The organism is Roseomonas marmotae (genome assembly GCF_017654485.1).
In the GTDB taxonomy this organism is placed as follows: Bacteria; Pseudomonadota; Alphaproteobacteria; order Acetobacterales; family Acetobacteraceae; genus Pseudoroseomonas; species Pseudoroseomonas marmotae.
The window spans coordinates 1016433-1039669 of the sequence record NZ_CP061091.1 but is presented as its reverse complement, the minus strand read 5'-3'; the positions used below and the strand labels follow the sequence as shown (position 1 = coordinate 1039669).

Here is a 23237-nt window from a genome sequence, read left to right as displayed (position 1 = left end):
CCCCGAGCCGGGCGGCGCCGGGCCACGAATCGCCGCGGCCCTGCTCCAGGGGTAAGGGTGACGGGCAGCGACCGCAAGGCCCGCCGCCCGTCCAACCCGCGCCTTAGCGGGCCTTCAGCAGCTCCGGCACATGCAGCAGGATGAACTCGTTATCATCCGCGCGGGTCAGGTGGCGGCCGGCGCTGCCCGGCAGGTTGTTGTCATTCGCCACGATGATGTGCTCGGCATCCACCATCGCCACATCCTCGATGGTGAAGAAGGGGAAGCCGAAGCGGTCCTGCGGGACATTGGCGGCACGGTCGCCCCGCTGGCGCGCCAGCCCCTCGGGGTCGCGGATGTCCATCAGGTCGATATGCGCCAGCTTCTTCACGAAGCCCTCGGCATCGGCGGCCCCGAGGTCGATCAGGTAGACGCGCTTGAAGCGGGCGGGGGCGTGGAAGCAGGCAGGCGGCGCCTTGCCGTCGGCGCAGGCCAGGGAGGGATCGCCCTCGCCATTGTCCCGCTCGATCACCAGGGCGCGGCGCTCGTCGATGAAGTTGAAGTCGCCGATGGCGGTGGCGCCCTGTTCCAGGCGGTATTTCAGGCTGCGGCCGGTCCAGGCGGATCTGGCGGTGTCGAATTCGAGCATGCGGATGAACTCGCCTTCCGCCCGGTCCGAACCCGGGGCGAAGAGGGGCTGCTCCAGCAGCGCCCAGAGGCGGCTGCCATCCGGCAGCATGGCCATGCCCTCGTAGCCGCCGGAGCGGCGGACGCGGAAATCGGCGCCGGCGGTGGGCGTCGCGCCGAGGGACAGCGCCGGATGGTCCGGGCCGCGCAGCACCTGGCCGTCCAGTTGGGTTTCCACCACCTGCCGCACCCGCCCCCCGGCATCGACCTGGATCAGGAAGGGGCCGAATTCATCGCCGAGCCAGAAGCCACCGCCCTGGATGGGCTGGATGCTCTCCAGGTCGAAATCCGCCCCGGTCAGGTAGCGCGCCTCGGTGCCCTCGTAACTGAGGCGGAAGGGTATGATGCGCTCGGGGTCGGAGAGGAAGATGGTGCGCTCCACCACGACCTTGCCGCCCTCGGCCCCCGCACGGAAATCCGGGCGGAGCTTATGGATCATCAGCAGCGCATCGCCGCTGTTGCGCTTGTTGCCGAAGCCGTTGTCGGTCAGCACCCAATAGGCGCCGGCCTCGCCCGCCACCGGCTTGATGCCGGAGAAGCCCTGCACCGGCTGGCCGATGAAGGGGGAGGCCAGGCCGGTCGGGCGGCCATTCGGCGCCGGGCCGGTGGCGGAGGGGATGCTGCCGGGGCGGTCGTTTCGCGCGCCTCCCGTGAACTTGCCCGAGACCCGCGCATCGGGCGGCGCGTCGGCGGGCGGGGGCGTCAGCGTCAGGGCGGGCAGGACGGCGTGGCCGGCCAGCCTCGCCTCGACGCGCTGATCGGCGGAGGCCGTGCCGGCACAGGCGATCAGGGCCGTGGCGGCAAGAAGAAGGACGCGCATGCTGCGATCTCCCGGTGGATGGATGCCGGGCAGTTACAGCGGCGGTGTTACCCTCCCCTGACGGAGCGATGACCGAATGGTGTCACCTGGCGCTCGACCCCCCTCTCGGCCATCGGCGGGTGGCGGAATGCCGGGGCCGCCGCCGCACCGCGCCTGGCGGGAGCATCCATCGGACAGACCTTGAGCTGAACGGCCTGGCGGCCCGCCTGCCGATTCGGGCGAGGAGGAATTCTCCTGAAGCCGGGCTTTCACACCCGAGGCGGCCTGTGTCACCGCCGGGCCTAAGGTAAGTTTCCGGCCCCGCAGGGTAGGCATGCGGAAAAAAACCGGCCCCTTGCCCTCAAAAGCTCTTTCGCCCCCCGGACGGGATCTCTATATGCCGCCTCAGACGCAGTACGCACGTGCCTCTAGGCCCCAGGCCGGCAAGACCGGCCAAAGGTTTACGCAACGACGTCAAGCGTTCTGGCAACCCCGGTGACAGGCGCAAGCCCGATCCGGCCTCTCTCTGGTCGCTGGTTCGTTCGACCGTTTCGTCAACTTGGGGCTGTTCCCGATCACACGGGGCCGGTCCTTCACATTCTCTGAAGTGGAGGTGGTGCGATGACCCCGAAGGTCTCTCGCTTCCTGCGCGACGCCATGCCGGCGACGCCCTGCCTGATCGTGGACGTGGACCGCGTCGCGGAGAATTACGGGCGCCTGAAGGCCGCCCTTCCTCTCGCGCGCATCTACTATGCGGTGAAGGCCAATCCCGCCGCCCCGATCCTGGATCGGCTGGTGGAGCTCGACTCGTCCTTCGACGCCGCCTCCTGGGAGGAGGTGCAGGCCTGCCTGCGCGCCGGCGCCCGGCCGGATGCCATCTCCTACGGCAATACGGTGAAGAAGGAGAGCGCCATCAAGGCGGCCTATGAGGCCGGCGTGCGCATGTTCGCCTTCGATTCCGAGGCGGAGCTGCGCAAGCTCGCCCGCTCCGCGCCGGGCGCCAAGGTCTATTGCCGCATCCTCGTCGGCAATGTCGGTGCCGAGTGGCCGCTGTCGAAGAAGTTCGGCTGCGAGGTCGAGATGGCGCAGGAGCTGATGGTGCTGGCGGGCGAGCTGGGCCTGGACCCCTTCGGCATTTCCTTCCATGTCGGCAGCCAGCAGACCCGCACCGAGGCCTATGAGGCCGCGATCGCCAAGGTGGGGCTGCTGTTCACCGACCTGAAGAATGCCGGCGTGAATGTCCGCATGATCAATATCGGCGGCGGCTACCCGGTGCGCTACCGCTCCGAGGTGCCGGAGATCGGCGAGATCGGCGATGCCATCATGGGTGCCATGGTGCAGGCTTTCGGCAACGCGCTGCCGCAGATGGTGGTGGAGCCGGGCCGCTTCATCGTCGGCGACGCGGGGGTGCTCTCCTCCGAGGTCGTGCTGGTGTCGCAGAAGGCCAAGGATGACCCGGTGCGCTGGGTCTATCTGGATATCGGCCGTTTCGGCGGACTGGCGGAGACGGAGGGCGAGGCCATCAAATACGCCTTCCGCACGCCGCATGACGGCGGGCCGGACGGCCCCGTGACCATCGCGGGCCCGACCTGCGACAGCACGGACACGCTGTATGAGAAGTCCAACTACCGCCTGCCGCTGGCGCTCGACAGCGGCGACCGGGTGGAGCTGCTGGCGACCGGAGCCTATGTCTCCACCTATGCCAGCCAGGGCTTCAACGGCTTCGCGCCGCTAGCCGAGCACTACATCTGATCCGTCCGTAAGGATGATCGGGGGCGGAGAGGGAAACCTCTCCGCCCTTTTCTGTTTCAAGCAGCCAGCACGCCGGATAATCTCCCGCCATGGACGAAATCGACCGGAACATCCTCGTTGCATTGCAGGAGGACGGAGCGGCTGGACTGGCTGAGCTGGCGAAGGTCGCCGGCCTTTCGGTTTCCGCCACGGCGGAACGGGTGAAGCGGCTGGAGGAGCGTGGCACGATCCGCGGCTGGCGCGCCGATCTTGACCCCGCGGCCATCGGCTGCCCGATGCTGGCCTTCGTCTTCGTGGACCTGCAACCAGGACGGGAGGAAACCGCCTTCCGCACAGCCATGCGCGCGGCGGAGCCGGTGCTGGAATGCCACCGCATCACCGGCGGCTGGACCTATCTGCTGAAGCTGCGCCTGCCTGATCTGGCGGCAGTGGAGCGCTTCGTGGCCGATACGGTGCGTGGCCATGCGGGCGTGCTGAGGACTGAAACCATCCTCGCCATCGGCTCCGCCAAGGAGACCTCGATCCTGCCCGTCGCCGAGGCGACTGAGGAATAGCCCATTCCGCAGGCGGATCTTCACCGACCTTGCCAAAGGTTTCAGCAGGGAGGAAAAGGTTAAGTCACTTTCTTATAAAATCACGTTGAACTGGCGATGATATTACCCGGCTGCTACAGTATGGCCATAAAAAGGCGGCAGCCTCTGGGGGATAGAATGAAGCATTGCAGCAGGGTGGCCCTTCTGGCCGCCGTTTCGGCGCTGAGCATCGGCTTCTCCGAGCCGGTCCGGGCACAGAATGTCACCATCGCCGTGGGAGCTCAGGTCACCTCGCTCGACCCGCAGTACCATGCGCTGTCACCCAATTACGCCGTTGCAGAAATGCTCTTCGGCGCGCTCACCGGCTTCGATGCGAATGGCCGGCTGCAGCCGGGCCTCGCGGTAAGCTGGAAGCCGATCTCGGACGATACCTGGGAATTCAAGCTGCGGCCGAACGTCAAGTTCCACAACGGCAATGCCTTCACCGCCGAGGATGTGGCCTTCAGCATCGCCCGCCCGGCGACCGTGCCCAACAGCCCTTCCAGCTACGCCATCTACACCCGCGCGGTGAAGGGCGTCGAAATCATCGATCCGCTGACCATCCACCTGAAGACGGATGGCCCCTATCCGCTGCTGCCGACCGACCTGGGCCAGGTCACCATGCTCGACAAGGAGACGCATGAGGGCGCGGCGACCGAGGACTTCAATTCCGGCAAGGTCGCCATCGGCGCCGGCCCCTTCCGCTACGTCTCCTTCCGCTCCGGCGACCGGCTGGAACTGGAACGCAACGAGGATTACTGGGGCCCGAAGCCGGCCTGGAAGACGGTCAGCTACCGCATCATCACCAACAACGGCGCCCGCATGGCGGCGATGCTGGCCGGTGACGTGGACATGATCGACCAGGTGCCGACCAACGACATCGCCCGGCTGCGCCGCGAGAGCCGCGTGAAGCTGAGCGAGAAGGACGGGCTGCGGATCATCTATCTCGGCACCGACCAGTCCCGTGACGGCGAGAGCCCCTATCTCTTCGACAACGACGGCAAGCCGCTGCCGCGCAACCCGCTGCGCGACGTGCGCGTGCGCCGCGCGCTGAACATCGCCATCGACCGCGACGCCATCGTGCAGCGCGTGATGGAAGGCAGCGCCCTCCCCTCCGCCCAGTTCCTGCCGCCCGGCACCTTCGGCTATGTGCCGGATCTCGTGCCCGCCAAGCCCGACGTGAACGTGGCGAAGAAGCTGCTGGCCGATGCCGGCTATCCCAACGGTTTCCGCATCACCCTGGCCGGCCCCAATGACCGTTACCTGAACGATGCGCGCATCATCCAGGCGGTGGGCCAGATGTGGTCGCGCATCGGCGTGACCACCAATGTGGAGGCATCGCCCTGGACCACCTTCGTGGCCCGCCGCAGCAAGCAGGAATTCGGCGCCTTCCTGGCCGGATGGGGCACATCCTCGGCCGAGGCCTCCTCGCCCCTCCGCTCGCTGACGGCGACGCCGACGCGTGACAAGGGCTGGGGCGGCTCCAATGGCGGCCGCTACAGCAACCCCGAGGCCGATGCCAAGCTCGAGGCCGCACTCTCCGAGCTGGACGACGCCAAGCGTGAGGCCCTGCTGCAGGAAGCCACCCGCATCACCATGGAGGATGTCGGCGTGATGCCTATCCATATCCAGAAGAACGTCTGGGCAATGAAGCCCAACCTGGCACACGATGCCCGCGCGGATGAACTCACCCGCGCCCAGGACGTGCGCCCGGCCTCCTCCAGCGCGGCGAACCGCTGACACCATGAGCCTTTATCTGATGCGACGGCTGTTGCAGGCCGTTCTTGTTATGCTGGCGATGTCCCTTATCGTCTTCGTCGGCGTCTACGCCATCGGCGATCCGGTGGAGATCCTGATCAGTCCGGATGCGGACCAGATCGAGCGTGAGCGCGCCATCAAGGCGCTCGGTCTCGATCTGCCGCTGTGGATGCAGTACATGTCCTTCCTCGGCAATGCGCTGCGGGGTGATCTGGGCCGCAGCTTCGTCTTCAATGAGCCGGCGCTGCAGCTGATCCTGCAGCGCATGCCGGCGACGCTGGAACTGGCCTTCGGCGCCACCATCGTGGCGCTGGTCATCGGCATCCCGCTCGGCCTCTATGCCGGGCTGAAGCCGAATGCGGGCGCCTCCAAGGTCATCATGACCAGCTCCATCCTCGGCTTCTCGCTGCCCACCTTCTGGGTCGGCCTGATGCTGATCATGGTCTTCGCCGTGCAGCTGGGCTGGCTGCCCTCGACGGGACGTGGACCGACGGTGGAAGTGCTGGGCCTGCGCTGGTCCTTCCTGACCTGGGACGGGCTGCGCCACCTGGCCATGCCGGTGCTCAACCTGGCACTCTTCAAGATCAGCCTCGTCATCCGCCTGACCCGCGCCGGCGTGCGCGAGACGATGCTGATGGACTTCGTGAAGTTCGCCCGCGCCAAGGGCCTGACGAACCAGCGGGTCATCTTCGTCCATGTCTTCAAGAACATCATGATCCCGGTCGTCACCGTGGTCGGCCTGGAGCTGGGCTCCACCATCGCCTTCTCGGTGGTGACGGAAAGCGTCTTCGCCTGGCCCGGCATGGGCAAGCTGATCATCGACAGCATCAACGTGCTCGATCGCCCCGTGATCGTCGCCTACCTGATGATCATCGTCCTGATGTTCATCACCATTAATCTGCTGGTCGACCTCTCCTACTCGGCCCTCGACCCGCGCGTGCGGCTGGAGAACAAGCAATGAGCGCGAGTTCCCTCCCTCAGGCCGCCACGCCGGCGGCCCCCGCCCCGGCCAAGGTCGAAACGCCGTTCCGCCGCTTCGTCTCCGAGTTCTTCGAGAGCAAGACGGCGACGGTCGGCCTGGTGGTCTTCACCTTCCTGGTGCTGATCGCCGTGTTTGCGCCGCTCATCGCGCCGCAGAACCCCTATGACCTGGCGCAGCTCGACATCATGGACGGGCGGATGGAGCCCGGCACGGTGGGCGGCGCCGGCTTCACCTACTGGCTGGGGACGGATGACCAGGGGCGCGACATGCTCTCCGGCATCATGTATGGGCTGCGCATCTCGCTGATGGTCGGCGCCGGCTCGGCCATCGTGGCCTGCCTCATCGGCGCCTCGCTGGGCCTGCTGGCCGCCTATGCAGGCGGGCGGACCGACAGCGCCATCATGCGCCTCGTCGACCTGCAGCTCTCCTTCCCGTCCATCCTGGCGGCGCTGATGATCCTTGCCTTCCTCGGCAAGGGCATCACGAATGTGGTGCTGGCGCTGGTGATCGTGGAATGGGCCTATTACGCCCGAACGGTGCGCGGCACCGCGCTGGTGGAGCGCCGCCGCGAATATATCGAGGCCGCGCAGTGCCTGGCCCTGCCGACCTACCGCGTGATCTTCCGCCACCTGCTGCCGAACTGCCTGCCGCCGCTGATCGTGGTCGGCACCATGCAGATCGCCCGCGCCATCGCGCTGGAGGCCACCCTCTCCTTCCTCGGCCTCGGCGTGCCCATCACCGAGCCCTCGCTCGGCCTGCTGATCTCCAACGGCTACGAGTACATGCTCTCCGGCAAGTATTGGATCAGCTTCTATCCCGGCATCGCGCTGCTGGTGACCATCGTCTCGATCAATCTCGTGGGCGACCACCTGCGTGATGTGCTGAACCCGCGACTGAAGAAGTGATCGTCCAATGTCAGCAGTGATGCAGGCCCCGGTTGCGGGCTCCCCGACTCTCGAAGTCCGCAACCTGCAAACGCATTTCTTTACCCGCGCCGGCGTGGTGAAGGCGGTGGATGATGTCTCCTTCACCGTCCGCCGCGGCAAGGTGCTGGGGCTGGTGGGGGAATCCGGCTCCGGCAAGACCGTGACCGGCTTCTCCATCCTCGGCCTGGTCGATGAACCCGGCCGGATCACCGGCGGCTCCATCCTGTTCCATGGGCAGGACCTGGCCAAGCTCTCGGAAGAGGAGATGCGGAAGCTTCGCGGCAACCGCATCGCCATGATCTTCCAGGACCCGATGATGACGCTGAACCCGGTCCTGCGTATCGACACGCAGATGATCGAGACGGTTCAGGCCCATAGCAAGGTCTCCAAGGAGGAGGCCCGCCAGCGCGCCCGCGACACGCTGGGCATGGTGGGCATCCCCTCCCCCGAGGAGCGGCTGAAGTCCTATCCGCACCAGTTCTCGGGCGGCATGCGCCAGCGCGTGGCCATCGCCATCGCGCTGCTGCACCGCCCCGAGCTGATCGTGGCGGACGAGCCGACCACGGCGCTGGACGTGACCATCCAGGCGCAGATCCTGGCCGAGGTGCAGAAGCTCTGCGCTGAGACCGGCACGGCGATGATCTGGATCACGCATGACCTCTCCGTGGTCGCCGGCCTCGCCGACGACATCGCGGTCATGTATGCCGGCCGTATCGTCGAGAAGGGCGAGGTGGCCCCTGTCCTGGACATGCCGCTGCACCCCTATACCGCCGGGCTCATCGGCTCCGTGCCCAGCCGCAACAAGCGCGGCGAGCCGCTGCGGCAGATCCCGGGCATGACGCCCAGCCTGCTGAAGCTGCCGCCGGGATGCGCCTTCCGCACCCGCTGCCCGCGCGTGACCGAGGTCTGCATCAACGAGCCGCCCTTCGGCGAGGTGGCGCCCGGCCGCGACGTGCGCTGCTTCCACCCGATGTTCCCGAATCCCGCACAGGGAGAAGCCGCATGAGCAGCGAAACCCCCATCATCGAGCTGAAGGGCGTCGCCAAGCGCTTCTCCAAGAAGCTGGACTTCGCCGGCAAGCTGCTGCAGCGGCTCGGTGCCCCGGTGAAGGAAGAGACGGTGCATGCCGTCGATGGCGTCGACCTGATCGTGAACAAGGGCGAAGTGGTCGGGCTGGTGGGTGAGTCCGGCTGCGGCAAGTCCACCCTGGGCCGCATGGTGGCGGGCATCATGCCGGCCACCGAGGGCAGCATCCGTTGGCATGGGAAGGAGCTTTCCTCCCTGAGCGGCGCCGAGGCGCGGCGCGCCAAGCTGCAGACGCAGATGATCTTCCAGGACCCGATGTCCTCGCTCAATCCGCGCCTGCGGGTGGCCGAGATCATCGGCGAGGCGCCGCTGGTGCATGGCCTGACCAAGCGCGCCGAGTTCGACCGCTATGTGGACGAGCAGATGCGCCGCGCGGGCATGGACCCCTCGCTGAAGCGCCGCTACCCGCACCAGTTCTCGGGTGGCCAGCGCCAGCGCATCGGCATCGCCCGGGCGCTCGCTGTGCAGCCGGAGTTCATTGTCTGCGACGAATCCGTCGCGGCGCTGGACGTCTCCATCCAGGCGCAGATCCTGAACCTGTTCATGCAGCTGCGGAAGGATCTGAACCTCACCTACCTCTTCATCAGCCATGACCTCGGCGTGGTCGAGCATCTCTCGGACCGCGTGGTGATCATGTATCTGGGCCGGGTGGTGGAGGAGGCCCCTTCCGAGGAAGTCTTCGCCCGCGCCAATCATCCCTATACCCAGGCCCTGCTGGCCGAGGTGCCACGGATCGAGGCGCGCAAGAAGAGCTTCGCCGGCGTGAAGGGCGAGATCCCCTCGCCGCTCAACCCGCCGCCGGGCTGCCATTTCCACCCGCGCTGCCCGCATGCCTTCGACCGCTGCCGCGTGGAGCGGCCAGTGCTCAAGAACATCGCGCCGGGCCACCGCAGCGCCTGCCACCTGAACGACCTGCCGGGCTGATCCTTTCCACCCGGCCCTGAACGGGAAAGCCCCGCTCCGCCAGATGGCGGGCGGGGCTTTTTCATGTCCGGCGGCGGAGGCCGTCAGTCCTGTGGCGGCTTCGGCCCGGCCGGGGGCGGCGCCGCTTCCTCCGGCCCGGCATCGATGGCCAGGGCACGCTGATAGGCCGGCCGTGCCTCGCAGCGCTCGATATAGGCGGTGCGGAGCGGCGTGGCCGGGATCATGCCGAACTTCAGGCCCCAGCCGAGCCCCGTGCCCATGGTGACATCGGCCGCGCTGAAATGTTCGCCCAGCAGCCACGGCCCCTTCTGCAATCCGGCATCCATGGCCGCCAACACCCGGTCGAAATCTCCCCAGGCATGGGCGTGGGTATTGGTCTTCCAGCCGCCCTGACGCTCCACCAGGGCCGGCTCCATATAGGCGGCCGGGAAGATCAGCCACTGCAGGTAGCTGCCGCGATCCGTGTGGTTCAGCGAGGGCGCCAGTCCGGCCTCCGGCAGGCGGTCCGCCAGCCAGGCACAGATCGCGGTGGAATCGGCGATGATGATGGCGCCGTGTTCCAGCACCGGCACTTTCGCCATGGGGTTCAGAGCCAGGAAGGCGGGGTCCTGCTGCGCGCCGGCGCGGATATCCACAAGCACACGCTCATAGGCGGCCCCTGCCTCTTCCAGCATCCAAAGTGCACGGAAGGATCGTGTCTTCGGACACCAGTGGAGCTTCATGAGAACGTCTCCTGCTCAGACAGTGAATTGTTCAGCGATAATGCGTTCGGACAGGCCGTGATCCGGGTCGAACAGCAAAGTGAGGCGGCTGCTGCGATCCTCCCGCACCTCCACGGAACGGACATCGCGCACCTCGACATAATCGGCCACGGCGGCGACCGGCCGCTTCTCGAATTCCAGGATCTCGAACATCACCACCGCCTCGCCGGGCAGCAGCGCGCCGCGCCAGCGGCGGGGCCGGAAGGCGGAGATCGGCGTCATCGGCAGGAGGTTGGCGCCGAGCGGCACGATGGGGCCATGGGCGGAAAGGTTATAAGCGGTGCTGCCGGCGGGCGTGGACACCAGGATGCCATCGCAGATCAGCTCCGGCAGCCGCTCCTTGCCATCGACGAGGATGCGGATCTTGGCCGCCTGCCGCGTCTCCCGCAGCAGGGAGACCTCGTTGATGGCCAGCGCCTCCCGCCGCTCGCCGTCGCCCGCCACGGTCCGCATCCGCAGCGGGAAGAGCGTGGCCGACTGCGCCGCCGCCAGGCGCTGCGGCAGTTCCTCCTCCCTGAAGGCGTTCATCAGGAAGCCGACGCTGCCACAGTTCATGCCGTAGATCGGCGGGTTGCGGCCCAGGAAGCGGTGCTGGGTCTCCAGCATGAAGCCGTCGCCGCCGAGCGCGACGATGACGGCGGCCTCCTCCGGCTGCGGGTCGCCATGCCGGGCGGCCAGCCGCTCCCGCGCCGCCATGGCGACCTCGGTCGGCGCGGCCAGGAAGGCGATGCGTCCATGCAGATCCGCCGGCAGGTCCGGCATCTCGGCCGACTGCATCCCCGCCTCGAGCAAGGCGGCGGTCACGCGCGGAAGCCCAGGAACACGCGGCGGCGGAACATCCCCGAAGTCTTACCCGCCAGCCCGCCGCCCGCAAGGCCGGCGCGAACCGCGCAGGAGGCCACGCATGGAAAAAGGGCGGATGGTCACCCATCCGCCCTTTTCCACTTCACTCCAGGAGAACGGCTTACGCCGCGTCCTGCTGGCCCTCGGCCTCGGCTTCCGGCTGCTGGCCGCTGTCGAGGCCCTTGGCCGCCGCATCGCGCTCCACCAGCTCGATCACCGCCATGTCGGCGGCGTCGCCGTAGCGGACACCCGCCTTCAGCACGCGGGTATAGCCGCCCTGGCGGGTCTTGTACCGCTCGGCGATGGTGGTGAAGAGCTTGGCCACCACCTTCTCGTCGCGGATCTGCGCATAGGCCTGGCGGCGGGCATGCAGGTCGCCACGCTTACCGAGGCTGATGATGCGCTCCACATAGGGGCGCAGCTCCTTGGCCTTCGGCAGGGTCGTGGTGATCTGCTCATGCTTGAGCAGGCTGGTCGCCATATTGCGGAGCATCGCAATACGGTGGGAGGAGGTAACGCCGAGCTTCCGGCCGGCAACCCCGTGACGCATGGGTCTATTCCTTCAGGTGGCCGAAATCAGAACGGCTCTTCGATCTTCTTCGCGAGGTCCTCGATATTCTCCGGCGGCCAGCCCGACACGGTCATGCCGAGGGACAGCCCCATGGAAGCGAGGACTTCCTTGATTTCGTTCAGCGACTTGCGGCCGAAATTCGGCGTGCGGAGCATTTCCTGCTCGGTCTTCTGAACGAGGTCGCCGATATAGACGATATTGTCGTTCTTCAGGCAGTTCGCGCTGCGGACCGACAGTTCCAGCTCGTCCACCTTGCGCAGCAGGTTGCGGTTGAAGGGCAGGTCGTCCTGCACCTCTTCCACCTTGCGCTCACGCGGCTCATCGAAGTTGATGAAGAGCTGAAGCTGATCCTGCAGGATGCGCGCGGCCAGGGCGATGGCATCGTCCGGGGCGATCGTGCCGTCCGTCTCCACCGTCATCACCAGCTTGTCGTAGTCGGTGCGCTGGCCGACGCGGGTCGGCTGCACCTGATACGCCACGCGGCGAACCGGGGAGTAGATGGCATCGACCGGGATCAGCCCGATGGGGGCGTCTTCCGGGCGATTCTCGCTGGCCGGGACATAACCCTTGCCCAGGTCCACCGTCAGCTCCATCGACAGCTTGGCGCCATCGTCGAGCGTGCAGATGACCAGGTCCGGATTGGCGATCTCGATATCGCCGGTGGTCTGGATCTGGCCAGCGGTGACCTCGCCAGGGCCGGTTGCCGTGAGCTGGAGGCGCTTCGGCCCCTCGCCCTGCATCCGGATGGCCAGCCGCTTGATGTTCAGGACGATGTCCGTGACATCTTCCCGCACACCCTGAAGGCTGCTGAATTCATGCAGCGCGCCATCGATACGGATGGCGGTCACGGCCGCACCCTGCAGCGACGACAGAAGAATCCGCCGCAGTGCATTGCCGAGCGTCATGCCGAAGCCGCGCTCCAGCGGCTCCGCCACCACGGTCGCGGTGCGGGACGGCTCCGCCCCCAGCTCGACATCGAGCTTTTCGGGGCGGATCAGGGAACGCCAGTTGCGCTCGAGCAAAGTGGGTGCCTCCTTGCCGCCGTGCCTCAGACCCGCCGACGCTTGCGCGGGCGGCAGCCGTTGTGCGGGATCGGCGTCACATCGCGGATGGCGGTGACGTAGAAGCCGACCGTCTGCAGCGCGCGCAGAGCCGACTCACGCCCCGAACCGGGACCGGACACCATGATCTCCAGCGTCTCCATCCCGTGCTCGCGCGCCTTGCGGCCCGCGTCTTCGGCCGCGACCTGCGCGGCGTACGGGGTGGACTTGCGGCTGCCCTTGAAACCCTGGCTGCCGGCCGAGGACCACGCGATGGCGTTGCCCTGGCTGTCCGTGATGGTGACGATGGTGTTGTTGAAGCTGGCGAGGACGTGGGCCACGCCGGACGCAATATTCTTGCGTTCCTTCTTACGCGGACGACCGCTGGGCTGACGGGCCATCTTACTTCGTCACCTTCTTCTTGCCGGCGATCGCCACGGCCTTGCCCTTGCGGGTGCGGGCGTTGGTGTGGGTGCGCTGGCCGCGGACCGGCAGGCCCTTGCGGTGACGCAGGCCGCGATAGCAGGCCATGTCCATCAGGCGCTTGATGTTCATCGCGTTCTCGCGACGCAGATCGCCTTCGACCCGGTAGTCGCGGTCGATCGTCTCACGCAGCTTGACGATCTCTTCGTCCGTCAGCTGGTTGACGCGCCGGTCCTCGGGGATGCCGAGCTGCTCGCAGATCACCTTCGCATTCGCCGGGCCGATGCCGTAGATGTAGCGAAGGGAAATGAGAACGCGTTTGTTGGTGGGGATGTTCACGCCTGCAATGCGCGCCACGTACCTGCTCCCGAAGCCCCTGTGGGCTTCCGTTCGTCCTGCCAGACACCCGATGATGCCGGCCAAGGTGATCATCCGCGCCCCGCCGGACAACTGGTCCCGCACGAAACGCAAACAGTCTCACGGCCGGGATGACCCCGCCCGCAAGAGGCGGCGGTTTACCCCCCCTGACGCAAAAGAGTCAAGGGGGAACCAAACTCAGCCCGGTTCGCCCAGGATCTCCGCGATCTGGGCCGAGACCTCGGCCATCGCGGCCATGCCGTCCACGGCCCTCAGCTTGCCCTGCGCCTGGTAGTAAGGCAGCAGAGGCGCCGTCTGGCGGTGATAGGCCTCCAGCCGCGCGGCCACCGTCTCAGCCTTGTCGTCGGCGCGCCGGGTGAACTCGGTGCTGCCGCAGACATCGCAGACGCCCGACGTCCTGGTCGGCTTGAAGCTGTCGTGATAGCCCTCGCCGCACTTCGCGCAGGTGAAGCGGCCGGCGATGCGCTCGACCAGCGCGCCATCATCGACCTTCAGCTCGATCACATGGTCGAGCTGAAGCCCCTTCTCCTTCAGCATCACGTCCAGCGCCTCGGCCTGGGGCGTGGTGCGGGGGAAGCCGTCGAGGATGAAGCCGCGGGCCGCATCGGGCTTCTCCACCCGCAGCGCCAGCATGGCCGTGATGATCGCGTCGGGCATCAGCTCGCCGCGCTCCATGATGCCCTTGGCCTGCAGCCCGATCTCGCTGCCGCTCTTCACCTCGGCCCGCAGCATGTCGCCCGTCGAGATCTGCGCGATCCCGTAGCGGTCTTCCAGGCGCTTGGCCTGCGTGCCTTTGCCGGCCCCCGGTGGACCGAGCAGGATGAGGTTCATCGACGCGTTTTCCCTGGCAAAGCTAGCAAGAGCCCGCGTGCCTAGCGCACGCGGGGAGCACCACGCCCGCCCAGGCGGGACTTGCGAATCAGCCCCTCATACTGGTGGGCGAAGAGATGAGACTGAATCTGAGCCACCGTGTCCATCGTCACGGAAACAATAATCAGCAAGGAAGTGCCGCCGAAGTAGAAGGGCACGCCGTATTGACTGATCAGGATCTCCGGCAGAAGGCAGACGATACAGAGATAAAGGGCGCCGATGGCGGTCAGACGCGTCAGCACCCGGTCCAGATAATCAGCCGTGGACTGCCCGGGGCGGATACCCGGAATGAAGCCGCCGTTCTTCTTCAGCTGATCCGCAGTCTCGGCCGGGTTGAAAACCACCGCCGTATAGAAGAAGGCGAAGAAGATGATCAGCGCCACATAGAGCGCCATATAGGCCGGCCGCCCATGCGCCAGGGCATTGGCGATCGTCATCAGCCAGCTATCCGTCTGCTGCCCGCCTGCGAAGCCTGCGAAGGTCGCCGGCAACAACAGCAGGGAGGAGGCGAAGATCGGCGGAATGACGCCAGCCGTGTTCAGCTTCAGCGGCAAATGCGTGTTCTCACCGCCGAACATCCGGTTGCCGATCTGGCGCTTCGGATACTGGACGGGGATACGCCGCTGCGCCCGCTCCATGAAGACCACGAAGGCGATGACGCCCAGGGCGATCAGCAGGAAGGCGATGATGAAGAAGGTGGAGAGCGCGCCGGTCCGGCCCAGCTCCAGCGTGGCGACAGCCGCGGAAGGCAGGTTGGCGACGATGCCGGCGAAGATGATCAGGCTGATGCCATTGCCGACGCCGCGGGCCGTGATCTGCTCGCCCAGCCACATCAGGAAGAGAGTGCCGCCCACCAGCGTGACCACGCAGGAGATGCGGAAGAACATCCCGGCCTCGAAGACCGCGGCCTGGCCCAAGCTTCCGCGCATGCTCTCCAGCCCGATCGCGATGCCCCAGGCCTGGAAGAGGGCGATCAGCACCGTCAGGTAGCGGGTATACTGGTTCAGCTTCTTGCGCCCGGCCTCACCCTCCTTCTTGAGGGCCTCCAGGCTCGGCACCGCGCTGCTGAGCAGCTGCACGATGATGCTGGCGGAGATGTAGGGCATGATGTTCAGCGCGAAGACGGTCATGCGCCCCAGCGCGCCGCCCGTGAACATGTCGAACATGCCCAGGATGCCGCTGCCATGCTGGCGCAGGATATCCGCCATCACCGTGGCATCGACGCCTGGCACGGGCACATAGGTGCCGATGCGGTAGACAATCAGCGCAGCCAGCGTGAACCAGATGCGCTTTTTGAGCTCGGTGGCCTTGGACAGCACGCCGAGGTTGAGGTTGGCTGCGAGCTGCTCGGCGGCGGACGCCATGAGTTCTGACCCTTCAACATGACTGCGGCGCCGGGAGCATGCCCCACGGCGCCGTTGCCAGCCCATCTGCGAAGCACCTAGCGCCCCCGGTGGCGGGGGCGCAAGGCATTACGCCTGGGGTGCTTCTTCCGCGGCGGCCGGAGCCGTCACAGTGACGCTGCCGCCGGCGGCCTGCACCGCCGCGATGGCGGCAGCAGAGGCACCGGAGACCGTCACGGTGATGGCGCGCTTGATCTCGCCACGCGCCAGGAGGCGCACGCCGACGACCTTGCCACCGGTCCGCACCAGGCCAGCGGCCTTCAGCGCGTCCTCGGTGATCTCCGTACCCGTCAGGCGGCCGGACTCCAGCGCCTGCTCCAACGTGCCGAGGTTGATCGGCGCGTATTCCTTGCGGAAAATATTGACGAAGCCGCGCTTCGGCAGACGACGGTAGATCGGGAGCTGACCACCCTCGAAGCCGTTCAGCGACACGCCGGTACGGGCCTTCTGGCCCTTCACGCCACGGCCGGAGGTCTTACCCTTACCGGAACCGATGCCGCGCCCAACGCGCTTGAACTTGTTGCGCGCGCCTTCATTGTCGCGCAGTTCGTTCAGCTTCATCTTATTTCTCCGTGGTCTCGCCCACCTGAATCAGGTGCGCGACCTTGCGGATCATGCCACGCACGGCCGGAGTATCCTCCAGCTCGCGCGTACGGCGGATCTTGTTAAGGCCCAGACCGATCAGCGTCTCGCGCTGACCGGGCTTGCGGCCGATGGGCGACGCGATCTGCGTCACCCGGACGGTCTTCTTCTCAGACATTGGCCGCGGCCTCCGTGCTGGCCTCGTCCTTGCGGGCGCCCAGCAGGTCGGAGACCTTCTTGCCACGACGCGAGGCCACAGCGCGGGGGCTGGTGCAGCGCGACAGGGCGGAGAAGGTCGCCTTGACCATGTTGTGCGGGTTCGTGGAACCCGTGCACTTCGCGACAACGTCGCCCATGCCCAGGGTCTCGAACACCGCGCGCATCGGGCCACCCGCGATGATGCCCGTGCCGGCCGGAGCCGCGCGCAGGATCACACGGCCAGCGCCGAAATCGCCGACGACGTCGTGGTGCAGGGTCCGGCCCTCGCGCATCGGCACACGGATCATCGTGCGCTTCGCACGCTCCGTCGCCTTGCGGATCGCCTCGGGCACCTCGCGCGCCTTGCCGGCGCCCCAGCCAACCCGGCCCTTCTCGTCACCCACGACGACCAGCGCGGCGAAGGAGAAGCGACGGCCACCCTTCACCACCTTGGCCACGCGGTTGATCGTGACCAGCTTGTCCTTCAGCTCGTCGCCGGGCTCACGCTCGGCGTTACGATCGGGACCACGGCCACGGCCGCGACGGTTCTCGTCGCTGCCACCGCTCCTCGGTTCACGTGCCATCTTCTGTGCTCCTTAGAACGACAGCCCGCCCTCGCGGGCGCCGTCCGCCAGGGCTTTCACCCGGCCGTGATACAGGTAAGGCCCACGGTCGAAAACGACCTCGGTCACCCCGGCAGCGATGGCGCGCTCGGCCAGCAGCTTGCCGATGGCGGTCGCGGCATCCTTGTCGGCGCCGGTGCGCAGGCTTTCGCGCTGCACCTTCTCCAGCGACGAGGCAGCGGCCAGCGTGCGGCCCTGCTTGTCGTCGATGACCTGGGCATAGATATGACGACCCGAGCGGAAGACCGACAGACGCGGCCGGCCACCACTCTTGAGGCGAAGCTGGAAGCGCAGGCGCGCGCGGCGGCGTGTCTGCAGAGCGAGTTTGTTCGCCATTTACTTCTTCTTCCCCTCCTTCCGGAGGATCGTCTCGTTGTCGTAGCGCACGCCCTTGCCCTTGTAGGGCTCGGGGCCGCGGAAGCCGCGGATCTCGGCGGCCACCTGGCCAACGCGCTGCTTGTCCGCGCCCTCGACCTTGACGGCCGTGGGACGCTCAACGGTGATCTTGATGCCGGCCGGGACGGGGTAACGGATCTCGTGGCTGTAACCGAGGTTCAGCACGAGATCGCTGCCCTGCATCGCGGCGCGGTAGCCGGTGCCGGTGATCTCCATCGACTTCGAGAAGCCGGTGGAAACGCCGATGCACATGCCGTTGATCAGGCTGCGGGTGGTGCCCCACATGGTGCGGGCACGGCGATCGGAACCCTTGGGGGAGACCGAAACCTCGTTGCCCTTCACCTCGACCTCGACGGCATCGGTGACGATCGGCATGGACAGCTCGCCGAGCTTGCCCTTGGCGGTCACGACGCCGTCGTTCAGCGAGACGGTGACACCGGCGGGGACGGAGACGGGATATTTGCCGACGCGCGACATGCTTACCCCTCCCTCAGAACACGCGGCAGAGGACTTCGCCGCCAACATTGGCAGCGCGGGCCTCATTGTCGCTCATCACGCCGGACGGCGTGGACAGGATGGAGATGCCGAGTCCGTTATAGAACTTCTGCAGCTCCTTGATCTTCGTATAGACGCGCCGGCCGGGCTTGGAGACGCGGGTGATCTCCTTGATGGCGGGCTCGCCTTCCGAATACTTCAGTTCGATGTCCAGCATGGACACGCCGGGGCGTACCTGCTCAGTGCGCCACGCGCGGATATAACCCTCGCGCTTCAGCACTTCGAGAACATCAGACCGCAGGCGGCTGGCGGGCGAGACGATACGGCTCTGCCGCGCGCGCTGACCGTTGCGGATGCGCGTCAGCATATCGCCGAGCGGATCGGAGAGAGACATGTTGTGCCCCCTGCCTTACCAGCTGGCCTTAACAAGACCCGGGATCTGGCCATTCGAGGCCAGCTCACGGAGCATGTTACGGCTCAGCTTAAACTTGCGATAATTGGCGCGGGGACGACCCGTCAGCTCACAGCGCAGGCGCACGCGCACCCGGGCGCCGTTGCGCGGCAGCTCGGCGAGCTTCAGCGTCGCCTCGAAGCGCTCCTCAACCGGAAGCTCACGGTTCATCACCGTTTCCTTCAGGGCGGCGCGCTTGCCAGCGTGCAGCTTCGAGAGGCGCTCGCGGCGCTTGTTCTTCTCGACAGCCGATGTCTTGGCCATGCGGTTATAATCCTCCGGAACCTGCCCGGCTTCCCGGGCGGTTTTCCAAACTCAGTTGACGAAAGGAAGATCGAAGGCCTTCATCAGGGCCTTGGCTTCCTTGTCCGTCTTCGCCGTCGTGACGAACACGATGTCCATGCCGCGGACCGCATCCACCTTATCATAGCTGATTTCGGGGAACACGATCTGCTCCTTCAGGCCCAGGGAGAAGTTCCCACGGCCGTCGAAGCCCTTATTGCCCGGAAGGCCGCGGAAGTCACGCATGCGCGGAAGCGCAATGGTCACCAGGCGGTCCAGGAATTCATACATCCGGGCACGACGCAGCGTCACCTTGGTGCCGATCGCCTGACCTTCGCGGATCTTGAAGCCGGCGATAGCCTTCTTCGCCCGCGTCTTCACCGGCTTCTGGCCAGCGATGAGCGTCAGTTCAGCGACCGCGACATCAAGCTTCTTCTGGTCGCCGGCGGCTTCGCCGACGCCCATGTTGATGACGATCTTCTCCAGCTTCGGCACCTGCATCGGGTTGCCGTAGCCGAATTCTTCCATCAGCTTCTTGCGCACCACTTCGGCGTAGTGCGTCTGCAGGCGGGGAAGCTCCTTCGCCTCGCTCATGCGTCGATCACCTCGCCGGAGGGACGCGCCACCCGGACCTTCTTGCCGTCCTCAAGCACCTTGAAACCGACACGGGTCGGCTTGCCGGACTTCGGGTCGAGCAGGGAGAGGTTCGAGAGGTCGATGGTCGCCTCCTTCTCCACGATCCCGCCTTCCTGACCCGCGCCCTTGGGCTTGGTATGGCGCTTCACGATGTTGATGCCCTGGACCACCGCGCGGTTGTCCTCGGGCAGCACGCGCAGCACTTCGCCGCGCTTGCCCTTGTCCTTGCCCGTCAGGACCTGGACCTGGTCACCCTTTTTGATCTTGGCGGCCATGGTTACAGAACCTCCGGCGCCAGCGAGATGATCTTCATGAACTTGCGCGCGCGCAGCTCACGGACCACCGGGCCAAAGATACGGGTGCCGATGGGCTCGTTCTGCTTGTTGATCAGAACGGCCGCATTGCGGTCGAAGCGGATGGCAGTGCCGTCATTGCGGCGCACCGGGTAAGCGGTGCGCACGATGACCGCGCGCTGCACGTCGCCCTTCTTCACCTTACCGCGCGGAATCGCTTCCTTAACGGAGACGACAATGATGTCGCCCACCGACGCGGTGCGGCGCTTGGAGCCGCCCAGCACCTTGATGCACTGAACCCGGCGGGCGCCGGAATTGTCGGCGACCTCCAGGTTGGATTCGACGATGATCATCGATCGCTACCTCAGACCGTCGCAGGCTCGGCGGCGGCGGTGAAGCCGGCCGGCGCAGACACGGCCTCGCCATTGCGCTGGACCAGAAGCCAGGTCTTGCGCTTGCTGATCGGACGGCATTCCTCGATGGTCACGAGGTCGCCTTCCTTGCACAGGTTCGCGTCGTCATGCGCGGCGTACTTCTTGGAGCGCCGGATGAACTTCTTATAGAGCGGATGCATCACGCGACGCTCAACCAGGACCGTAATGGTCTTGTCCTGCTTGTCGCTGACAACCCGCCCGGTGAGGACGCGCTTCGGCATTGCCGGGGTCTCCTCGTCAGGCCTTTGCCGCCGAGCGAGCTTGCTCGGCCAGCACCGTCTTAACACGAGCGATGTCGCGACGCACCACCTTGATGCGGGAAACCGCTTCAAGCTGGCCTGTTGCGCGCTGGAAGCGGAGGTTAAACTGCTCCTTCCGCAGATCCAGCAACATCGCCTTGAGCTCGTCCGGGGTCTTGCCCCGGACATCCACGATCTTCGTCATTGCCTTAAAGCTCCGCCGCACCCAAGCGGGTGACCAGCTTGGTCTTGATCGGCAGCTTGGCGGCGCCCAGGGCCAGGGCCTCGCGCGCCGTCTCCAGGGAGACGCCATCGATCTCGAACATGATGCGGCCAGGCTTGACGCGGGCCACCCAGTATTCCGGCGCGCCCTTACCCGAACCCATGCGGACTTCCGCAGGCTTCGTGGAGACGGGAACGTCGGGGAAGATGCGGATCCAGACGCGACCCGCGCGCTTCATCGCACGCGTGATCGCGCGGCGGGCCGCCTCGATCTGCCGCGCGGTGACCCGCTCGGGCTCCAGCGCCTTCAGGCCGTAGGCCCCGAAGGTCAGGGAGAACCCGCCCTTCGCCAGACCCTTGATGCGGCCCTTATGCGCCTTCCGGAACTTCGTACGCTTCGGACTCAACATGGTGCCAATCCCTTAGCGCTGAGGCGCCTGCTCGGCGGCGCGCTTGTCCTGCGCCATCGGGTCATGGGCCATGATCTCACCCTTGAAGATCCACACCTTCACACCGCAGGTGCCATAGGTGGTCTTCGCCGTGGCCGTGCCGAAGTCGATATCGGCGCGGAGCGTGTGCAGCGGCACCCGGCCCTCGCGATACCACTCCATGCGCGCGATCTCTGCGCCGCCCAGACGGCCACCGCAGTTGATGCGGATGCCGCCGGCGCCGAGGCGCATCGCGGACTGCACGGCGCGCTTCATCGCGCGACGGAAGGCCACGCGGCGCTCCAGCTGCTGGGCGATGCTCTCGGCCACCAGCTGCGCCTCGATCTCCGGCTTGCGGATCTCGACGATGTTCAGCGCCACCTCGGCCCCGGCGAGCTTCGCCAGGTCCTTGCGCAGCACCTCGATATCGGCGCCCTTCTTGCCGATCACGACGCCCGGACGGGCGGCGTGGATCGTCACGCGGGGCTTCTTCGCCGGGCGCTCGATGATCACCTTGGAAACGCCGGCGCCCTTGAGGCGGGCCTTCAGCGTGTTCCGCAGCTTGATGTCATCGTGCAGCAGGCGGGCATAGTCGGCATCGGCGAACCAACGGGAATCCCAGGTCCGGTTGATGCCGAGCCGCAGCCCGATCGGGTTGACTTTATGGCCCATGTTACGCGGCCTCCTGCTCTGCGGGCGCTGCTTCGGCCTGTGCCTCGGCGACCGTGATCGAGAGATGGCTGAACCACTTCTCGACGCGGGCGGCCTTGCCGCGACCACGCGCATGGAAACGCTTCATCACGATGGCGCGGCCCACCTCAACGCGGGACACGACCAGCCGGTCGACGTCCAGCTGGTGGTTGTTCTCGCCATTGGCGATGGCGCTTTCCAGCGTCTTCTTCACCGTGTCCGAGATGCGGCGCTTGGAGAAGGTCAGGACCGCGACCGCGTCCTGCACCTTCTTGCCCCGGATCAGGCCGGCGACCAGGTTCAGCTTGCGCGGCGAGACGCGGATATTCCGCGTCACGGCCTGGGCTGCGGTCTCGGCGACGGTACGGGGATGCTTCGGCTTGCTCATATCGCCTTAGCCCCTCTTCGCCTTCTTGTCCGAAGAATGCCCGGTGAAGGTACGGGTCGGCGAGAACTCGCCGAACTTGTGCCCCACCATATTCTCCGTCACCTGGACAGGGATGAACTTCTTGCCGTTGTAGACACCGAAGGTCAGCCCGACGAACTGCGGCAGGATCGTGCTCCGGCGCGACCAGATCTTAATGATCTCGTTGCGGGTGGAGGCACGTGCCGCTTCCGCCTTGTTCAGCAGGTAGCCGTCAACGAACGGCCCCTTCCAGACACTGCGCGACATCGCGGTCAGCCCTTCGTTACGTTGCGGCGGCGGACAATAAGCTTGTCCGTGCGCTTGTTGGTGCGGGTCTTGTAGCCCTTGGTCGGCTTACCCCACGGCGTCACCGGGTGGCGGCCACCCGAGGTCCGGCCTTCACCACCACCATGCGGGTGGTCGACCGGGTTCATGACGACGCCGCGCTGATGCGGCTTGCGGCCGAGCCAACGGCTACGGCCAGCCTTGCCGAGCTGCTGGTTCTGGTTGTCCGGGTTGGACACCGCGCCGATGGCGGCGATGCATTCACCACGCACCAGGCGCAGCTCGCCAGACATCAGCTTGATCTGCGCGTAGCCGGCATCCTTGCCGACCAGCTGGGCATAGGTGCCAGCCGAACGCGCGATCTTGCCACCCGCACCGGGCTTCATCTCGATGTTGTAGATGATGGTGCCGACCGGGATCGCGCCGAGCGGCATCGCATTGCCCGGCTTGATGTCGACCTTCTCACCAGCAACGACCGTGTCGCCCACCTTCAGGCGCTGCGGCGCGATGATGTAGGAAAGCTCCCCATCCTCATACTTCAGCAGCGCCAGGAAGGCCGTGCGGTTCGGGTCGTATTCCAGCCGCTCGACCGTAGCGGGCACATTGAACTTGCGCCGCTTGAAGTCGACGATGCGGTAGGACTGCTTGTGCCCACCCCCACGGAACCGGACGGTGATCCGACCATGATTGTTGCGGCCGCCGGAGTGGCTCTTGCCCTCCGTCAGCTGCTTGACCGGCTTACCCTTGAACAGCTCGGAACGATCGATGAGGATCGTTCCGCGCGTGCTCGGGGTGACCGGGTTAAAGTGCTTCAGCGCCATGG

General features: G+C 66.4%; 33 protein-coding genes. 7 read left to right on the top strand and 26 right to left on the bottom strand.

The window, feature by feature from the left end:
• Positions 1 to 103 precede the first annotated feature (103 nt).
• On the bottom strand, positions 104 to 1486 hold the full coding sequence (locus IAI58_RS04950; RefSeq protein WP_207448528.1) for an esterase-like activity of phytase family protein: 1383 nt from the start codon (positions 1484 to 1486) through the stop codon (positions 104 to 106).
• Between the two features lie 600 nt (positions 1487 to 2086).
• On the opposite strand from IAI58_RS04950, the gene IAI58_RS04945 reads away from it, so the two are divergent.
• The 7 genes from IAI58_RS04945 (at position 2087) to IAI58_RS04915 (ending at position 9465) form a co-directional block, all read left to right on the top strand.
• Positions 2087 to 3217: a type III PLP-dependent enzyme gene (locus tag IAI58_RS04945; protein ID WP_207448526.1), complete on the top strand. Its 1131-nt coding sequence runs from the start codon at positions 2087 to 2089 to the stop codon at positions 3215 to 3217.
• Between the two features lie 89 nt (positions 3218 to 3306).
• Complete coding sequence (locus IAI58_RS04940) at positions 3307 to 3771, top strand: Lrp/AsnC family transcriptional regulator (protein WP_207448524.1); 465 nt, start codon at positions 3307 to 3309, stop codon at positions 3769 to 3771.
• A gap of 156 nt (positions 3772 to 3927) precedes the next feature.
• Positions 3928 to 5529, top strand: coding sequence for an ABC transporter substrate-binding protein (locus IAI58_RS04935; protein WP_207448522.1), 1602 nt, complete (start codon positions 3928 to 3930; stop codon positions 5527 to 5529).
• Between the two features lie 4 nt (positions 5530 to 5533).
• On the top strand, positions 5534 to 6508 hold the full coding sequence (locus IAI58_RS04930; protein ID WP_207448520.1) for an ABC transporter permease: 975 nt from the start codon (positions 5534 to 5536) through the stop codon (positions 6506 to 6508).
• On the top strand, positions 6505 to 7434 hold the full coding sequence (locus IAI58_RS04925; RefSeq protein ID WP_207448518.1) for an ABC transporter permease: 930 nt from the start codon (positions 6505 to 6507) through the stop codon (positions 7432 to 7434). Before IAI58_RS04930 ends, IAI58_RS04925 begins: the two co-directional genes overlap by 4 nt.
• 7 nt (positions 7435 to 7441) lie before the next feature.
• The gene (locus IAI58_RS04920; protein ID WP_207448516.1) at positions 7442 to 8461 is read left to right on the top strand and encodes an ABC transporter ATP-binding protein; all 1020 of its coding nucleotides are present in this window, start codon (positions 7442 to 7444) and stop codon (positions 8459 to 8461) included.
• A complete protein-coding gene (locus tag IAI58_RS04915; protein WP_207448514.1) occupies positions 8458 to 9465 on the top strand; it encodes an ABC transporter ATP-binding protein in 1008 nt (335 codons plus the stop codon). The genes IAI58_RS04920 and IAI58_RS04915 overlap by 4 nt, the downstream gene beginning before the upstream one ends.
• An 83-nt stretch (positions 9466 to 9548) precedes the next feature.
• Here IAI58_RS04915 and IAI58_RS04910 read toward each other — a convergent pair whose 3' ends face one another.
• The 25 genes from IAI58_RS04910 to rplB all read right to left on the bottom strand — a co-directional run bounded on the left by IAI58_RS04910 (position 9549) and on the right by rplB (position 23235).
• Positions 9549 to 10187 (bottom strand): glutathione S-transferase family protein, encoded by a 639-nt coding sequence (locus tag IAI58_RS04910; protein ID WP_207448512.1) that lies wholly within the window; start codon positions 10185 to 10187, stop codon positions 9549 to 9551.
• A 15-nt stretch (positions 10188 to 10202) separates the two neighbouring features.
• Positions 10203 to 11003, bottom strand: coding sequence for an NAD kinase (locus IAI58_RS04905; RefSeq protein WP_207448645.1), 801 nt, complete (start codon positions 11001 to 11003; stop codon positions 10203 to 10205).
• A 187-nt stretch (positions 11004 to 11190) separates the two neighbouring features.
• Positions 11191 to 11619 carry a 50S ribosomal protein L17 gene (gene rplQ, locus IAI58_RS04900; protein WP_207448510.1) on the bottom strand — a complete coding sequence of 143 codons (429 nt, stop codon included), beginning with the start codon at positions 11617 to 11619 and terminating at the stop codon, positions 11191 to 11193.
• Between the two features lie 26 nt (positions 11620 to 11645).
• Positions 11646 to 12662, bottom strand: a complete 1017-nt coding sequence (locus IAI58_RS04895) for a DNA-directed RNA polymerase subunit alpha (RefSeq protein WP_207448509.1) — start codon at positions 12660 to 12662, stop codon at positions 11646 to 11648.
• A gap of 26 nt (positions 12663 to 12688) precedes the next feature.
• Entirely contained in the window at positions 12689 to 13081 is a 393-nt protein-coding gene (rpsK, locus tag IAI58_RS04890; protein WP_007434887.1) for a 30S ribosomal protein S11, read from the bottom strand.
• Position 13082: 1 nt separating this feature from the next.
• Positions 13083 to 13460 carry a 30S ribosomal protein S13 gene (rpsM, locus tag IAI58_RS04885; RefSeq protein ID WP_120637997.1) on the bottom strand — a complete coding sequence of 126 codons (378 nt, stop codon included), beginning with the start codon at positions 13458 to 13460 and terminating at the stop codon, positions 13083 to 13085.
• A gap of 198 nt (positions 13461 to 13658) precedes the next feature.
• Positions 13659 to 14312 (bottom strand): adenylate kinase, encoded by a 654-nt coding sequence (locus IAI58_RS04880; protein WP_207448508.1) that lies wholly within the window; start codon positions 14310 to 14312, stop codon positions 13659 to 13661.
• A gap of 41 nt (positions 14313 to 14353) precedes the next feature.
• Positions 14354 to 15715 carry a preprotein translocase subunit SecY gene (secY, locus tag IAI58_RS04875; protein WP_207448507.1) on the bottom strand — a complete coding sequence of 454 codons (1362 nt, stop codon included), beginning with the start codon at positions 15713 to 15715 and terminating at the stop codon, positions 14354 to 14356.
• Between the two features lie 108 nt (positions 15716 to 15823).
• The gene (gene rplO / locus IAI58_RS04870) at positions 15824 to 16315 is read right to left on the bottom strand and encodes a 50S ribosomal protein L15 (protein WP_207448506.1); all 492 of its coding nucleotides are present in this window, start codon (positions 16313 to 16315) and stop codon (positions 15824 to 15826) included.
• 1 nt (position 16316) lies between these two features.
• On the bottom strand, positions 16317 to 16514 hold the full coding sequence (rpmD, locus tag IAI58_RS04865) for a 50S ribosomal protein L30 (protein WP_207448505.1): 198 nt from the start codon (positions 16512 to 16514) through the stop codon (positions 16317 to 16319).
• Positions 16507 to 17118 carry a 30S ribosomal protein S5 gene (gene rpsE, locus IAI58_RS04860; RefSeq protein ID WP_207448504.1) on the bottom strand — a complete coding sequence of 204 codons (612 nt, stop codon included), beginning with the start codon at positions 17116 to 17118 and terminating at the stop codon, positions 16507 to 16509. Before rpsE ends, rpmD begins: the two co-directional genes overlap by 8 nt.
• Positions 17119 to 17130: 12 nt before the next feature.
• Complete coding sequence (rplR, locus tag IAI58_RS04855) at positions 17131 to 17493, bottom strand: 50S ribosomal protein L18 (protein WP_207448503.1); 363 nt, start codon at positions 17491 to 17493, stop codon at positions 17131 to 17133.
• Positions 17494 to 18030 (bottom strand): 50S ribosomal protein L6, encoded by a 537-nt coding sequence (gene rplF, locus IAI58_RS04850; protein ID WP_207448502.1) that lies wholly within the window; start codon positions 18028 to 18030, stop codon positions 17494 to 17496.
• A gap of 13 nt (positions 18031 to 18043) precedes the next feature.
• Positions 18044 to 18442: a 30S ribosomal protein S8 gene (gene rpsH, locus IAI58_RS04845; protein WP_207448501.1), complete on the bottom strand. Its 399-nt coding sequence runs from the start codon at positions 18440 to 18442 to the stop codon at positions 18044 to 18046.
• A gap of 15 nt (positions 18443 to 18457) precedes the next feature.
• Positions 18458 to 18763, bottom strand: a complete 306-nt coding sequence (gene rpsN, locus IAI58_RS04840; protein WP_207448499.1) for a 30S ribosomal protein S14 — start codon at positions 18761 to 18763, stop codon at positions 18458 to 18460.
• Positions 18764 to 18814: 51 nt separating this feature from the next.
• Positions 18815 to 19375: a 50S ribosomal protein L5 gene (gene rplE / locus IAI58_RS04835; protein ID WP_207448498.1), complete on the bottom strand. Its 561-nt coding sequence runs from the start codon at positions 19373 to 19375 to the stop codon at positions 18815 to 18817.
• A complete protein-coding gene (rplX, locus tag IAI58_RS04830) occupies positions 19372 to 19692 on the bottom strand; it encodes a 50S ribosomal protein L24 (RefSeq protein ID WP_207448496.1) in 321 nt (106 codons plus the stop codon). Before rplX ends, rplE begins: the two co-directional genes overlap by 4 nt.
• Before the next feature lie 2 nt (positions 19693 to 19694).
• Positions 19695 to 20063, bottom strand: a complete 369-nt coding sequence (rplN, locus tag IAI58_RS04825; protein WP_207448494.1) for a 50S ribosomal protein L14 — start codon at positions 20061 to 20063, stop codon at positions 19695 to 19697.
• A gap of 11 nt (positions 20064 to 20074) precedes the next feature.
• On the bottom strand, positions 20075 to 20365 hold the full coding sequence (gene rpsQ, locus IAI58_RS04820; protein ID WP_207448491.1) for a 30S ribosomal protein S17: 291 nt from the start codon (positions 20363 to 20365) through the stop codon (positions 20075 to 20077).
• A gap of 16 nt (positions 20366 to 20381) precedes the next feature.
• On the bottom strand, positions 20382 to 20588 hold the full coding sequence (gene rpmC, locus IAI58_RS04815; protein ID WP_007434872.1) for a 50S ribosomal protein L29: 207 nt from the start codon (positions 20586 to 20588) through the stop codon (positions 20382 to 20384).
• Positions 20589 to 20592: 4 nt separating this feature from the next.
• Positions 20593 to 21015 carry a 50S ribosomal protein L16 gene (gene rplP, locus IAI58_RS04810; RefSeq protein ID WP_187785658.1) on the bottom strand — a complete coding sequence of 141 codons (423 nt, stop codon included), beginning with the start codon at positions 21013 to 21015 and terminating at the stop codon, positions 20593 to 20595.
• Between the two features lie 12 nt (positions 21016 to 21027).
• Positions 21028 to 21705, bottom strand: coding sequence for a 30S ribosomal protein S3 (rpsC, locus tag IAI58_RS04805; RefSeq protein WP_207448489.1), 678 nt, complete (start codon positions 21703 to 21705; stop codon positions 21028 to 21030).
• A gap of 1 nt (position 21706) precedes the next feature.
• Positions 21707 to 22111 carry a 50S ribosomal protein L22 gene (rplV, locus tag IAI58_RS04800; RefSeq protein WP_207448487.1) on the bottom strand — a complete coding sequence of 135 codons (405 nt, stop codon included), beginning with the start codon at positions 22109 to 22111 and terminating at the stop codon, positions 21707 to 21709.
• A gap of 6 nt (positions 22112 to 22117) precedes the next feature.
• Positions 22118 to 22396 (bottom strand): 30S ribosomal protein S19, encoded by a 279-nt coding sequence (rpsS, locus tag IAI58_RS04795; RefSeq protein WP_207448485.1) that lies wholly within the window; start codon positions 22394 to 22396, stop codon positions 22118 to 22120.
• A gap of 5 nt (positions 22397 to 22401) precedes the next feature.
• Positions 22402 to 23235 (bottom strand): 50S ribosomal protein L2, encoded by an 834-nt coding sequence (gene rplB / locus IAI58_RS04790; protein WP_207448483.1) that lies wholly within the window; start codon positions 23233 to 23235, stop codon positions 22402 to 22404.
• Between the last annotated feature and the right edge of the window lie 2 nt (positions 23236 to 23237).